The organism is Ferrimicrobium sp., assembly GCF_027319265.1.
Lineage (GTDB): Bacteria > Actinomycetota > Acidimicrobiia > Acidimicrobiales > Acidimicrobiaceae > Ferrimicrobium.
In genome coordinates, this window is record NZ_DAHVNP010000045.1 from 1 (window position 1) to 13,970 (window position 13,970).

12 protein-coding genes are annotated in these 13,970 nt (G+C 57.8%); 8 read left to right on the top strand and 4 right to left on the bottom strand.

Features of this window, described 5'->3' with window-relative positions:
- Positions 1 to 11: 11 nt before the first annotated feature.
- The 4 genes from M7439_RS06925 to M7439_RS06940 are packed head-to-tail and all read right to left on the bottom strand — an operon-like array spanning position 12 to position 2,877.
- Entirely contained in the window at positions 12 to 473 is a 462-nt protein-coding gene (locus M7439_RS06925) for a RidA family protein (RefSeq protein WP_298347301.1), read from the bottom strand.
- Between the two features lie 40 nt (positions 474 to 513).
- Positions 514 to 1,563, bottom strand: coding sequence for a hypothetical protein (locus M7439_RS06930; RefSeq protein ID WP_298347300.1), 1,050 nt, complete (start codon positions 1,561 to 1,563; stop codon positions 514 to 516).
- Positions 1,560 to 2,456, bottom strand: coding sequence for an ABC transporter ATP-binding protein (locus M7439_RS06935; protein ID WP_298347299.1), 897 nt, complete (start codon positions 2,454 to 2,456; stop codon positions 1,560 to 1,562). Before M7439_RS06935 ends, M7439_RS06930 begins: the two co-directional genes overlap by 4 nt.
- On the bottom strand, positions 2,446 to 2,877 hold the full coding sequence (locus tag M7439_RS06940) for a GntR family transcriptional regulator (RefSeq protein WP_298347297.1): 432 nt from the start codon (positions 2,875 to 2,877) through the stop codon (positions 2,446 to 2,448). Before M7439_RS06940 ends, M7439_RS06935 begins: the two co-directional genes overlap by 11 nt.
- Before the next feature lie 534 nt (positions 2,878 to 3,411).
- Here M7439_RS06940 and M7439_RS06945 point away from each other — a divergent pair.
- The 8 genes from M7439_RS06945 (at position 3,412) to M7439_RS06980 (ending at position 13,568) form a co-directional block, all read left to right on the top strand.
- Positions 3,412 to 4,650, top strand: coding sequence for an MFS transporter (locus tag M7439_RS06945; protein WP_298347295.1), 1,239 nt, complete (start codon positions 3,412 to 3,414; stop codon positions 4,648 to 4,650).
- A 286-nt stretch (positions 4,651 to 4,936) separates the two neighbouring features.
- Positions 4,937 to 6,325 (top strand): cytosine permease, encoded by a 1,389-nt coding sequence (locus M7439_RS06950; protein WP_308464436.1) that lies wholly within the window; start codon positions 4,937 to 4,939, stop codon positions 6,323 to 6,325.
- A 29-nt stretch (positions 6,326 to 6,354) separates the two neighbouring features.
- Positions 6,355 to 7,182 carry a MurR/RpiR family transcriptional regulator gene (locus M7439_RS06955; protein WP_298347292.1) on the top strand — a complete coding sequence of 276 codons (828 nt, stop codon included), beginning with the start codon at positions 6,355 to 6,357 and terminating at the stop codon, positions 7,180 to 7,182.
- A 9-nt stretch (positions 7,183 to 7,191) separates the two neighbouring features.
- A complete protein-coding gene (locus tag M7439_RS06960; protein ID WP_298347290.1) occupies positions 7,192 to 8,394 on the top strand; it encodes an allantoate amidohydrolase in 1,203 nt (400 codons plus the stop codon).
- A complete protein-coding gene (locus tag M7439_RS06965) occupies positions 8,391 to 9,704 on the top strand; it encodes a formimidoylglutamate deiminase (protein WP_298347288.1) in 1,314 nt (437 codons plus the stop codon). Before M7439_RS06960 ends, M7439_RS06965 begins: the two co-directional genes overlap by 4 nt.
- Positions 9,704 to 11,368 carry a urocanate hydratase gene (gene hutU, locus M7439_RS06970; protein WP_298347287.1) on the top strand — a complete coding sequence of 555 codons (1,665 nt, stop codon included), beginning with the start codon at positions 9,704 to 9,706 and terminating at the stop codon, positions 11,366 to 11,368. Before M7439_RS06965 ends, hutU begins: the two co-directional genes overlap by 1 nt.
- Positions 11,369 to 12,577: an imidazolonepropionase gene (hutI, locus tag M7439_RS06975; protein ID WP_298347285.1), complete on the top strand. Its 1,209-nt coding sequence runs from the start codon at positions 11,369 to 11,371 to the stop codon at positions 12,575 to 12,577.
- A gap of 148 nt (positions 12,578 to 12,725) precedes the next feature.
- A complete protein-coding gene (locus tag M7439_RS06980; protein ID WP_308464437.1) occupies positions 12,726 to 13,568 on the top strand; it encodes a DUF929 family protein in 843 nt (280 codons plus the stop codon).
- The last annotated feature ends 402 nt before the right edge of the window (positions 13,569 to 13,970 follow it).

A 13,970-nucleotide genomic window follows, 5' to 3' on the forward strand; every position in this document is an offset into this window, starting at 1 on the left:
CCGCGACCCGGCTACGCCTCCAGCCGAAGAATCGCCTCGATCTCGACGGGGGTCCCAAGGGGGAGGGAGCTGACCCCAACGGCTGATCGCGTATGCCGTCCGCGATCCCCAAAGACCTCCACCACCAGATCTGAGGCGGCGTTCATTACCGTTGGCTGTGCGGTAAATCCAGGCGCGCTGGCGACAAAACCCGTGAGCTTCACCCACTGCGCGATCCTCTCAAGCCCTCCGAGGTCGGTAGCTAACCGAGAGAACATGTTGATCATGCACTGGCGGGCTCCAGCCTGGGCCTCCTCGATGGTCACCGTATCGCCGACGATGCCGGTCACCTTGAGCGTATCGCCGATGAGCGGTAATGTGCCCGAGACGTAGACAAGGGAGTCGACAACGAGGGTGGGCAGATACGACCCCTTCGCTCCTGGAGCCGCGGTCAGCTCGATTCCTAATGTGGCCAGTTGATCGTTGATGGTCATACCCCAGACGTTAGTCGATGATGACCCGATTTGTCAGGGTTTAGATGCGAAGTCGGTCGATCAGGAGATAACCAAGAAGCCCCAAAAAGGCGGTGACGATGATCGAGAGAGCGAGTGTCCGCCATTGGAGTGGGGTGAAGTGACTGGCTGGCTGATAGGTGATGATCTCTCGAATCGATCGAAGTTCCTGACAGGCAGGTTTTGAGCTCGCTACGTTGAGTTGACCATCAGCACTTGCGCAGTGGTTCTGAAGGGTGATCATGTGGAGGAAGTCCATTGGACGGCCGTGATCGAGGTAGGTGGTGCTGATCGCATCGCTATTTACGGGCGGGGATAGTGAGTTAAAGGCCACCGCGTTATGTACATTGCTCCCAAGGGGTCCACCGTTCGCTTTGAGGGCGGCCACTCCGGTCAACAGGTACGGGCCTGAGGTGGAGTCGGTGGGGAGAAGGCGTAAGGAGATGTTGATCCCGATGGGGAGGAGAAGGAGGGCGAGGAGAATGCTGATGAGGGTGGTGACCGTCGGTGCTTTGGTGACGAGTCCCAAGAGGCAGGTCATTGCGGTCAGTATCAGGGAGTAGCCGATTGCGGCTGGCCCAAGCTCGAAGAAATAGCTCCAATACGGTGGTGTCGGGCTCAGGAGGTGAGGCGCGACGAGAAATCGAAAGCCACTTGCCGAGACAATGGAGAGGACCGCCGTCATCGAAAGCGCGACGAGGAGGTTGGTGACGAGCCAGCGCCGCCGCGATATCCCTTGGGTGAAGAGATACGAGCCTGAACCATCGTCGAAGGCATTCGCGATGCGGGCCCCTAACGAGCCGATCGGAATGACGACGGGAATGATGAAGGCAAGCGCGATGGATACTCCGGTGATGATCGATATCGTCCGGTTCATCGGCAGGTTGACGCCAGGTCGATACGTCGGGTAAGTATGCAGCAGGATCCAGGCGATGGCCCACCAGATGATCTCAAGGCTGAGGGTGACAAGAAAAAGGGTCAGTACTCGGGACTCGTAGAGGAGGTTGCTGCGGCTTGAGTGGAGGAGCGGGGGTCTCCTCGTGTTCGTTGAGGGGTCGGTGATCAGGTTCACGCGTGCTCTCCTTCGTTGATGGTGGACACGAAGCCTGGTGGGACATCTTCGTGTTCACGTTGTTGTTGGGCACCATTGAGATAGCCGATGACAATCTCCTCGAGGCCAGGGTGCTCGAGATCGTCATCACTTGGACCGCTACGTCGCACAAGCGATCGACCGCCGCCAGCGGTGACCACGGTGCCACTCGTGTCGTGGGTATCCGCGAGGTAGACGTGACGCTCGATCAATGTGTCGATGGACTCGGAGACGAGAAGGTAGCCGCGATCGAGGATGAGCAACCAGTCACAATCGCGTTCGATATCGGTGACGAGGTGTGAGGAGAGCAGTATGGTCGTTCCGTCTTCGTGGGCGGTTGCAAGGACCTCACCCATGATGGCACGTCGTGACATAGGATCGAGCGATGCGAGCGGCTCGTCTAGGAGCAGCAGTCGAGCATGTCTCGCTAGAGCGGTGGCGATAGCGACGACTTTACGTTGACCCTCCGAGACTCGTTTGATACGGACGTTCATAGCGAGATCAAAGCGGTCGATGAGCTTCATGAAGAGGGCTCGATCGAAGCCGGTGTTATAGCCCTCACACAGGTGTCCAAGATCGGCGATAGTCAGTTCTTGGGGCAGCGATGCCCGTTGGTCGACGAGCGCGAGATCACCACGGCGAAGAGGCTGGCCGTCGAGGGTAGCTTTGCCTGAGAGGATGGGACGCAGGCCCGCGAGACAGTGCAGGAGGGTCGTCTTACCGGCTCCGATTTGCCCAACAAGACCCGTAACCCTCGAGGCTTCCAGGTGAAAGCTCATGCCGTGTAGGATCTCCTTGCGCTGTAGGCGATGCAAGAACTCCTCTCGGTATGCAAGATGCGTTAAGTCCTGTACTTCGAGACCACTATGTTGCACTGCTTCCCTCCTTCGTCAATGCCAGGCGTTCGATCGCCGTTGTGAGTGCGAGCTTGATATCGTCGTCAGTGAGCCCATCGTTGACCGCTTGGACAACCACAGCGTCGAGTCGTTCGGCAAGCTTGCGGTGGACCGTTTCCTTGCCGAGGAATGGATTGTGGACAATGAGTGTGCCAACTCCCTGTTTGGCGAGCGTGATCCCCTGTGTCTCAAGGGTTTTGTAGGCTTTGAGGGCGGTGTTGACGTTGATACTCGCCTGGCGGACCACTTCGGTGACGGGGGGCAGTTGATCGCCGATAGCGAGTTGGCCGAGGCGTAGCGCCGCCAACACTTGGTTGACGATCTGGCGATATGCAGGGACTCCGGTCGATCGGTCGATCAAAAAGACGATCCCATGCCCGTTTTCCTGCTCTTGCCCCATACTTTTAATATACTAATATTATAGATAAACTATGTCAATATTCGGTAAGAATCATTGAACGATTGGGTACCGTGGTTACATGGCGTCCCAGTTGGGCTTGGGTTCCGAACTCGAGGGGCGGGCGGATCTGGTATGACCGTGATCGTGGCCAAGATCGCTGCTATAGTACCGTCACTCCGGTGGCGCCTCTCTTGTCAAACTACCGAAGAGAACTGGTTCTTAGCGGAGTCTCGAGGTTGGAGATGGGACAGAAGTCGATCATGCTACCTGACCCCCACATCGCCCCGCCACGGACCCTTACTGCGGTCTCAGCAGATCGCACTATGTAATTACTCGATCCGGTGCGAATGAGGACGAACGGAGCCCGCTTATGCGGGTGAGGGGCTTTGCGCCTCGCGAGGTCTATCCGATCTTGGCGGTTCAGCGGTTCGTACTCGACTCTAGCTGACGCTCTTTGTCCTGGGGCTCCTCTGGCAGCCCAGTCTTAAATCTTGAAAGCTGACCATTGAATTTGCTTAGGCTAACCTCAACAATATGCATGCTTCGACCCAAGCGTCACGGGCTATCCCCATTGCAGGGGCCGGTATCATCCTCGGAAGTTACGACTTGGCTGCGATCTCGGTCGCTTTTGCACCGATTCGTGATCAGTGGCACCTTTCCGCTGGAGTTGTCACCTCTCTTGGAACGGCGACGTTGGTTGGCATGCTGGTTGGGTCGCTCACTGCGGGCTTCCTGGCGGATCGGATTGGCCGCCGTGCGGTGATCGTAGGCGATCTCCTTCTCTTCGCCATCTCCGCTCTATTGGCAGCCTTCGCTCCTGATTTTGCGGTGTTAACGGTGGCACGACTCGCTACCGGCGTGGCGGTCGGAGTGGATTTTGCGGTAGTCTTCCCCTTTGTGGCCGACATGGTCACTTCGCATAAAAAGGGTCGTTCGATGGCTTGGATCCTCTTTGGAGCGAACTTTGGGACACTCGCTGCCTATGCGCTCGGAGGGCTTATCCTCGCCCATATGGGTCCCCTTGGCTGGCGAGTCCTTCTGGGCTCGGCAGCCTTACTGGCGCTACCGCTCCTTCTCTTCCGGCGTCGCCTTATTGAGGCGCCGAGTTGGTCGCTGCTCACCCCGTTGACATTTCGCCAACTCAGGCAACGCGCGGCGCTCGCTCTGAGACACGAGCGTCTCGGTGCACAGGCTCTCGCAACCCTCCTCTACCAGATCACCGATCAGGGCATCGGACTGGTCTTGCCATTGCTGTTGGTCACGGTGCTTCAGACATCGGCGAGCTCAGGGGCGCTTGACGCGGCATTGGTCAAGGTGATCACGATTCCCGCATCCCTGGTGGCGGTGCTACTGATCGATCGTGTGAGTAGACGAAGACTCCAGATCACTGGATTTCTGGGTCGCGCGCTCCCTCTCTGTTTGCTAGGTCTGGCGCTGATCGACGGTCTTCACGTATCCCCACTCATCATTGGACTTCTCTTGGCCAGCAGCTACTTCTTTGGTGCCGCGGGTCCTGACAAGACGACTGTCATCTCGCCATCGCAGTACGCTGCGCCAGAGATTCGTGCTTCTAGCCAGGGGCTATCGCAAGCGTCTGGACGACTCGGAGGCATCATTGGTGTGACGGGTTACGCCGTTCTCGTCGCTGTCGCTGGTCCGGGAGCGGGACTTCTGCTCTTTGGGGTCGCCTGTCTGCTCGGGGCGGTCGTCTCGTTGGCGGCGTTACCCCGATCGAATCCGGAGATCGTTCTCGGGGAAGATGATCCCATTTGAACCATGCTGGGAACGTGATATTTGGGCACCTTAGGCGCTCGTGCGAGGCAACACTGCTGCTTCCTGTAGCGTAACTGTAGCCAGCCATCCAGCACCGCGCTTGGGGCAGGCAGGTTTCGTGCCATGACTGGTCCAGAGTTGTCAGCGAATCGCCAACTCACCTCCGTAGGCCACCCCATTCACATCACACTTAATGAATAAATTAATCAGATTTTAGACTGCATGATTGTATTGATACATGTATGATGGTGAATCAAAGCATTCACTGGGAGAACGGGGGGATTCCATGTCCACTGAAGCGAACATGATGGAGACACGCTCAATTGAGCAGATACCGACGCAAGAGCGGCATGGTCGTCCTTTTTCGCTCTTCACACTCTGGTTTGCATCGAATTTCCAGATCAATGCATTGGTGACAGGTGCAGTAGCGGTGGCTCTCGGTCTCAATTTCGGCCTCGCCTTGCTGGCTATCGTGGTTGGCAACCTGATCGGTGCCCTGTTTATGGCCTATCACTCGGTCCAGGGTCCAAGGCTCGGATTGCCACAAATGATTCAGTCACGAGCGCAGTTCGGGTATCGCGGTGCGATGCTCCCATTTGTCGTTGTCGTCGTGATGTATTTGGGCTTTGCGGTAGCAGGGGGCCTCGTTGCGGGACCGGCGCTCGCGAACTGGATCGGGATCTCTCGGGACCTGGGTGTAGTGATCTATAACGTTGTGGTCCTGGTCGTAGCGCTGTTTGGTTATCGTCTCATTCATGCGGTATCGCGCGTCATCTCAGTACTCAGTGCCGTTGGGTTTGTAATCATCTTTGTTGAACTCATTCAGCATGTGCCCTCGAACTATCATGGCACGGCGAACAATCTCGCCACTTTCATGTTGGCAGTATCGATCTTTGTCTCATGGCAGATCACATGGGCGCCCTATGTGTCGGACTATTCGCGCTACCTCCCGAGTAAGACGAAGGGCTCGGTGACGTTCGCCTACACCTTTGTCGGTTCTGCAGTGGGAGCGATCTTGATCATGGGGGTTGGGGCGCTTGGGGCGGCCATCAACTATAGCGCATTGAACGCCGATCCCATTGGATTCCTCGGACATCGTATCCCAGCGGTGGCGGGGTTGCTTATCGTTCTTCTGCTCCTTAGCCTGCTGCCCGCCAGCGCAGAGAGTCCCTATGGCGCATTTCTTACCGCCTTAAGTGCGGTCTCGGCGAATGGGAAGTTGCGCTCGACAAAGCGAGCGCGTGCGATCTTTGTGGTGGGCTTTACGATACTCTCATTGTTGGTCACCATCTTGTTCCCAAACAACATTCTCAACAACTTTGAGAACGTGATTCTGTTTCTGCTCTATCTCCTCGTTCCATGGACGGCGATTAACCTCACCGATTATTACCTAGTCCGGCGCGGTCACTATGACGTCGCTGGACTCCTTCGACGCCATGGTCCCTATGGGCAGTGGAATATCGGAACTCTGCTGATCTATGGCTTGACGATCCTGTTGGAAGTCCCTTTTGTGAACTCAAGCCTGTATGAGGGCCCTATTGCCAAACACCTCGGAGGTGCAGACATCTCCTGGATCGTCGGCCTTGTCTTTGCTACGGTCGCCTACTACCTCTACGCTAAGTGGCAAGGTATTCCGGTTCGATCGGAAGGCGAGGTCGAGGAGGTGCAAAGCTGACGAGTTCAACGCCAATCTCAACGCAGCTGTTGACGTTCAAGTCGATACTCGAAGGACACAGACTCACTCCGGTGCAGCGCAGGATTGCGCAGACTCTTGCGGCCCACTTAGGCCGTGCCGATTATCTCACAACCTCTGAACTCGCTGAACTCGCTGGCGTGTCACAGCCCTCAGTTGTCCGTTTTGCAACGGCACTTGGCTATTCGGGTTACGCTGAACTTCGCAGAACGTTACGCGATCTCGGATCGGGTGAACGGAGTCAACAGGATCCAGAGGCGCTGAACAAGTACCAGTTGGCGATCTCAGAGGAGATCGCCAACCTGAGCCGACTGAGTGCCTTATTGACCGATGGGTCTCAGCTTGAGCGAATCGGGTCGATTTTAGCAGCGAGCAAACCGCTTATCATCGTCGGTGTTCGGGCATCGCAGGCACTCGCGCGTTACGCTGCGTTCTACGCTCGGAAGGTCCATCCCTATGTGCTCTTGGTGGAGGAAGCTGGTTCTTCGGCAGTTGATCAACTGTACGAGGCTCACCAGGCTGGAGCTTCTGCCATGTTGGTCGTGGCGATGCCACGCTGGCCGCGTGACCTGATTCCTTTATTGGAGACGGGACGGAGATTGGGCTACTGCATGGTCGGTCTCACTGATCAGTCAGGCTCTCCGACGCTCGACTATATGGATTATTCGTTGTTGGTTCCCGTGGGGACAACACTCCTCTATGATACTCACGCCGCCGCCCTGCTTGCCCTCTCGCTGCTGATCGAGGCAATTGCGGATGCGGATCCGCCAGCCGCTGAAGTGCTGATGGAGGCCTTTGAGTCAAGAGCGAGCACGTACCAGTACTTCCTCAAATCCTGAAAGGTAGTGATGAACTCATCGACCCGTCTCCCCCAGCTCTTTGCCCAGATCGCGGCGATCGGCTATGACGCCGTGCATGGAGGCTATCGCCGCTTCGCCTACTCCGATGAGGACCGTGAACTCCGAACATTCTTTGCCCAGACGGTTAGCGAGCTGGGACTCACCCTTAGTGTGGATACTGCCAACAATCAGTGGGCGTGGTGGGGCGACCCAGATCTCGACCCTGAACACAACCTTGTGCTTGGCTCGCACCTCGATTCAGTTCCTGCTGGTGGGGCCTACGATGGTCCGCTCGGTGTCTTGTCTGCCATCTGCGCGGTTGAACAACTCCTCCGTGATGGCTTTCGTCCTCGTGCTGCGGTAGGAATCGCGAACTTCATCGACGAAGAGGGAGCTCGCTTTGGGGTGGCGTGCCTGGGATCACGCGTCCTCACTGGAGAGACCACCTCGACACGCCTTGAACAACTACGCGATTATGACAGGAGATCTTTCGGAGAGGTCGTGAGGGCAACAGGAGTCGAGCCCACCCAGCTGAGACGGGATGAACGGGCACTCTCGCGCATCGGACGCTTTGTGGAGCTCCATATCGAACAGGGCCATCAACTCATCAGCCTCGCCGCACCCCTCGGGCTCGCGAGTTTCATTTGGCCCCATGGTCGCTGGTCGACGACGCTGTCCGGTGTGCCTAATCATGCGGGCACTACACCCCTGGCGGAACGTGATGATCCGGTCATCAAAGCAGCGAATTTTATCCTCGATCTCACCGCGTGTGCGGAGCGACACAAGGCCGTAGCGACCTGTGGCAAGATCGTTGTCGAACCCAACGCGGTCAACGCGATCGCCTCTAAGGTACACCTTTGGGTCGATGCTCGAGCCGAGGACGGTGATCGACTCGAGCGTCTTGCAGCGGAGATTGGCGAACTCGCTCATGGATACGGGGGCGTCCTCGTCAATGAATCTCTGACGCCAGCGACGGTCTTTGATACGGAATTGACTGGAAGGATTGGTTCGATCCTGGGGCACCTCCCGGTCATCAGCACCGGGGCAGGACATGACGCCGGCATCCTGGCGACGCACGGGATTCCTGCGGCGATGCTCTTTGTTAGGAACCCCACCGGCGTGTCACACTCCCCGCTGGAAGACGCCGACGAGGAGGACATGGCCGCCGGGGTCGACGCCCTGATTCGGGTGATCCAGGGTCTAAGCGGATGAAGATTTTCGCAGATCTTGCCCTTGTTGCGCCAGGTGACCTACGATCGAAGATCGTGGTAACGGTCGAGGAGGGCCGAATCGTTGGCCTTGAGGAAGGCACCCCTGAGGGGAGTGATTCGGTGGTCGGGTTCTTGATGCCTGGTGCCTGCAATGGTCATAGTCACGCCTTCCATCGTGGACTCCGGGGCCGCGCGATTCAAGGAGCGGATGATTTTTGGCGATGGCGCGAAGCTATGTATCGTTTTGCCGACCGGCTGGATCCCGATACCTACCTGGAACTCGCGACGCTGGTGTTTCGTGAGATGCGCCTCGCGGGTTTCACCTCAGTGGGGGAGTTCCACTACCTGCATCACGGCGCGGACGCTAAGGCCTATGCGGATCGGAATGCGATGGGCCGAGCCTTGATCGAGGCAGCTCGACAAGCCCAGGTGCGCCTCGGCCTTATCGACGTAGCCTACCTCCACGGCGGGCTCGGTGAGGCGGGATATCTTCCGCTCCAAGGGGTGCAGCGTCGCTTTGGGGACGCCGATGTCGATACCTACCTGGACCGAGTCGGGGAGCTCGATGACTCTGCGATGGTTCGTATTGTACGTGGTGCGCATTCGTTACGGGCGGTCTCGCTCTCAGAACTAGCGGTGATCGTCGAGGCGATTGATGGGGCGCCATGGCATCTTCACCTGATGGAACAGGTAAAGGAAGTCGACGCGCTGATCGGCTACTACGGAGAACGACCGCTCCGTTTGCTTGAGGATCGGGGACTACTCGGCCCATCGACGACGCTCGTGCACCTGAATCAGGTCATCGAATCCGAACTCGCTTGTCTGGTGCGCACAGGCGCTGTGACCTGTGCTTGTCCTACCACCGAGGAGGACCTTGGGGATGGTCTTTCCCTGGCGGGTCACCTACTGCGGGCTGGAGCTCGAGTGAGCATCGGAACCGATCAACACGTCCATATCGATGCGCTCTTGGAAGCCTCCAGTATCGACGCCCACGAGCGGCTCCGCACGCATCAGCGTTCGTTGCTACGCACCGAAGAGCTTTGGTCGACACTGTGGGCGCATGACACCATTGGCTTTGGCGAGGTGGGGTGGATTGCCCCCGGCGCACTCGCCGATCTGGTAGCCCTCGATCTTAGCGAGCCTGGGATTGCGGGTGTTGATCCGGTTGAGCTTGTCCGTCTTGGAACCCGGGCTGCAATCACCAACGTCTGGGTCGATGGGCAAGAGACGACTTCAGACATCGACGGAGAACGGCGCGAGCTTGGGGCGCAACTTCGGGCTACGATCGCCAGGATAGAAGGGAAGTACTGATGGGAAATCGACACGATCCAGACCGATCGATCAAGGCACCGCGGGGGACAGAGCTGACCTGTCGGAGTTGGCTCACTGAGGCGCCGTACCGCATGATTCAAAACAACCTTGATATTGAAGTAGCGGAACATCCGGAGGATCTCGTCGTCTATGGCGGTATCGGACGAGCGGCGAGGGACTGGGAATCCTTCGATCGGATCCTTGCTGCTTTGCGTACGTTGGGTGATGACGAGACGCTCCTTGTACAGAGTGGCAAGCCAGTGGGAGTTTTCCCCACCCATCCGGATGCGCCGAGGGTTTTGATTGCGAACTCAAATCTGGTCCCGCACTGGGCGAACTGGGAGCACTTCGATGAACTTGACGCCAAGGGCTTGATGATGTTCGGTCAGATGACGGCGGGCAGCTGGATCTATATTGGATCACAAGGGATTGTTCAGGGAACCTACGAAACTTTTGTCTCCGCGGCACAGACCCACTTTGGTGGCGACCCCTTTGGTCGTTGGATTCTTACCGCCGGTCTCGGTGGTATGGGAGGTGCCCAGCCGTTGGCGGCGACGATGGCCGGCTTCTCGATGCTGGCGATTGAGTGTGATCCGAGTCGTATCGAACTGCGCATACAAACTGGCTACCTGCAACATCGTGCGCTCTCGCTCGAGGAGGCGATGGGTCTCCTCGAGCAGGCGAAACGGTCGGGCCATCCTACCTCGGTCGGTCTTTTGGGCAATGCAGCTGAAGTGATCGAGGAGATGGTCGAGCGCAATATCGTACCGGACCTAGTGACAGACCAGACGAGCGCTCATGACCCCCTTCGGGGTTACCTCCCAGTGGGCTATAGCCTTGATGAGTGGCGCCGTGCGAGTGATCCCACTCAGCTCGTGACCGATGCGAAGCATTCGATGGGGCGACACATCCGGGCCATCCTTGGCATGGTCGATCGGGGTGCGATCGCCTTTGACTACGGCAATAACATCCGCCAAGGCGCCTATGAGGCTGGTGTGGAACGTGCCTTCGAGATCCCTGGTTTTGTCCCCGCCTATATTCGACCACTGTTTTGCCGAGGGTATGGTCCGTTTCGATGGGTGGCGCTCTCGGGAGATCCCGAGGATATCTATGCGACCGATGCCAAGGTCAAAGAGCTGGTCGATGACGACCCACATCTCCACCACTGGCTCGATATGGCCAGAGAGCAGATCAAGTTTCAGGGACTACCGGCAAGGATCTGTTGGTTAGGCCTGCGAGACCGGGCCCGTGTAGGGCGAGCCTTTAATGCGATGGTGGCCAGTGGTGAACTGCGTGCGCCGATTGTGATTGGACGAGATCACCTCGATACTGGCTCGGTAGCGAGTCCACATCGTGAGACCGAGGCGATGCGTGACGGCTCTGATGCGGTCTCTGACTGGCCACTCTTGAATGCGATGCTCAACGTTGCTGGGGGTGCAACCTGGGTATCGCTGCACCACGGTGGAGGTGTCGGGATGGGATACTCCCAACACGCGGGCCAAGTCATCGTCTGTGACGGCTCCGACGAAGCGGACCGCCGCCTGGCTCGGGTTCTCTTCAACGACCCCGGTACTGGTGTGATGCGCCATGCTGATGCAGGTTATGATGAGGCGATCGAGGAGGCCCGAGTGCGGGGGCTCAAACTTCCCTCTGTTGGTGCCTAGATGGAGGAGCTGCTCTTTGGGAACTGCTCGCTTGCCGATGTGGATGCCAGTGGCGCTCTTCGATTTATCCAGGACGGGCTCATCCATATCCAAAACGGTAGGATCGCCTTTGCTGGTCCACGCAGCGAGCAAGAAGATCTTCTCGGACGACTTGAGCTCCTCGATCTTGAGTCACGACTCGTCACCCCTGGTCTCGTCGATTGTCACACGCATCTGATCTACGCTGGTGATCGGCTTGGGGATTTTTTAGCTGAACGTGATCCCCTTGATTCGGATCAGCACCGATTCCAGTCAGGCGGGATCCTGGCCACGGTGGCGGCCACCAATCGTGCTTCACGAGAGTCCTTGGTCACATTGGCGCGAGGGCGCCTCGATCAGATTGCCGATCATGGTGTGACCACCGTCGAGATCAAGTCGGGTTATGGGCTCTCTCTGGAGGGCGAACGTCGACTTCTTGAGATTGCCAGAGGGCTCTCTGGCTACCGTGACATTGAAGTCGTGACCTCCTTTCTTGGTGCGCACACGGTGCCTGCTGCTTTTGCTGATGTCCCTATCGACTACATCGCGTTCCTTGTGAAGGAGGTGATGCCGATTCTGGCTGGCGAGGGGTTGATCGACATGGTGGACTGTTTTATCGATCCTGAGGGGTTTTCGCCCGCAGTCATCGTTCCGTACCTTGTGCGTGCCAAGGAGCTCGGGCTACCGCTACGGGCCCACGTTGACCAGTTCGGTGCCATCGGAGGAGGAGAGCTTGCCATAGGCTTTGGCGCGCGCTCCATCGATCATCTTGAACACCTCTCGCAAGCAGCGATCGTCGCTGCCCGCTCGGCTGGCACGGTGGCGGTCCTGTTGCCGTTCGCCTCGCTCCACAAGAGTTTCCCTACTAACCCTCCCGTAGCGGAGTTGCGAGCCCAAGGGGTTGCAATGGCGGTTGCGACTGATCTCAACCCTGGCACATCGCCGACGAGTAGTCTCTTGCTGGCCGCCTACCTTGCGGTGACGCTCTATGGGCTGCGACCCGTCGAGGCCTTTGCTGGCGTGACTCGCTATAGCGCCAAAGCTTTAGGGCTTACCGATCGTGGCTCCCTCGATCAGGGAGGCCGTGCTGACCTCGTCGCCTGGGAGGTGGCTCATCCCTATGAGCTCGTGACGAGTGTCTTTGATCAGCGTCCTCAACGCCTTGGTCCATCATGTTGTGGCACTCACTAGTTGGGTCGTGGTCTTGTACCTTTGCGACTGATGATCATGAGAGGTTGACAAGCGCTCTGGACGCATCGAATGTGATGGACGGGGTGGCGTGTCGGTAGGGCAAGTAGGCTAGCAAGTCAGTCGTATCGTTGACCAACAGGAGCAGTCTATGCCAACTACCACTACCAAGCGAAGCCGGGGACCGCTAGCGGTCGGGCTCGTGGTGGTCGTCATCGCCGCCATCGTGGTGGCTTTTCTCTTCACTCGTAAATCCAATCAATCGAGTTCGTCGCCAACATCAGCGCAGTTAGGTTCTCCGGTACCCCAGGACGTGCTGGCGCGGGTCACCCATATCCCCGAGAGTGTACTCACCACAGTCGGAGTCGACTCCTCGCTGGTCTCCCCACCTCAGGTGGCCAAAGGAGGCAAACTGCTCACACTCAATGGCAAGCCTGAACTGCTCTATGTGGGGGCGGATTTTTGCCCCTATTGTGCAGCCGAGCGTTGGGCTCTTGTCGGGGCCCTCTCGAAGTTTGGGACCTTCAAAGGGCTAGAACTCATGGAGTCAAGCAGTACTGATGTCTATCCTGACACCAATACGTTCACGTTTGTGCATGCGAGCTATAGCTCTCCGTATCTGTCGCTGGTCACTCGGGAGATAGAGACACGGACCCATGCACCGTTGCAGACGTTAACCACCAAGGAGAATAATCTCCTGCAGACCTACGATGTGCCGCCGTATGTCCCGACGACCCAAGATAGTGGCTCCATCCCCTTCGTCGATTTTGCGAACAAGTTTGTGATCGACGGGGCGAGCTACTCTCCCCAGGTACTCGCTGGCTTGAATTGGCAGACCATCGCGGCGACGCTGTCGGACCCGAGTTCCCCCGTTGCGAAGTCCATTGGAGGGACGGTGAACGAGATCACCGCGGCGGTCTGCGTGATGACCCATAACCAACCAGGATCGGTATGCAAAACCTCACTCATTCACAGTCTCCAAAAGAAGCTCTGACCGATTACCCCCTGTGGGTCATCTGGCTGGTGCGCATTCTCGCCCTCGGGGCACTCGGTGTCGCGATATGCCCAGCGCCGCAAACTGACGGACTGTTTTCGAGGCCTCACCACCCTGGCCATTAGGGAGAATATGCGCGTGTTCTCTTTGAAACCTGACACGGTGGCAGGATGTTGTCTAGGGTGGCAGAGGGTCATCGGAGGAGGAGGCGAACGGTAGCCTCGGCATTAGTGCCCTTTGCTGGTCGGTTACTCAGGGTGCACACCCCCCACTGGTGCCACAGAGAGGGCGATGGGTTGTTTTGCGGTATATCGGCCACACTATAGCAGGTTGCCAATGGGCACCGCTGCGAGATGGGTTGGCCTCGAATCTCCTGTTTTGGCCACCGGCAATAGGCAAAAC

Coding starts and splice junctions, on each gene's coding strand:
- M7439_RS06925 (WP_298347301.1), bottom strand. CDS start 473: ATGACCATCAACGATCAACTGGCCACATTAGGAATCGAGCTGACCGCG.
- M7439_RS06940 (WP_298347297.1), bottom strand. CDS start 2,877: ATGGGGCAAGAGCAGGAAAACGGGCATGGGATCGTCTTTTTGATCGAC.
- M7439_RS06945 (WP_298347295.1), top strand. CDS start 3,412: ATGCATGCTTCGACCCAAGCGTCACGGGCTATCCCCATTGCAGGGGCC.
- M7439_RS06950 (WP_308464436.1), top strand. CDS start 4,937: ATGTCCACTGAAGCGAACATGATGGAGACACGCTCAATTGAGCAGATA.
- M7439_RS06960 (WP_298347290.1), top strand. CDS start 7,192: ATGAACTCATCGACCCGTCTCCCCCAGCTCTTTGCCCAGATCGCGGCG.
- M7439_RS06965 (WP_298347288.1), top strand. CDS start 8,391: ATGAAGATTTTCGCAGATCTTGCCCTTGTTGCGCCAGGTGACCTACGA.
- hutU (WP_298347287.1), top strand. CDS start 9,704: ATGGGAAATCGACACGATCCAGACCGATCGATCAAGGCACCGCGGGGG.
- hutI (WP_298347285.1), top strand. CDS start 11,369: ATGGAGGAGCTGCTCTTTGGGAACTGCTCGCTTGCCGATGTGGATGCC.
- M7439_RS06980 (WP_308464437.1), top strand. CDS start 12,726: ATGCCAACTACCACTACCAAGCGAAGCCGGGGACCGCTAGCGGTCGGG.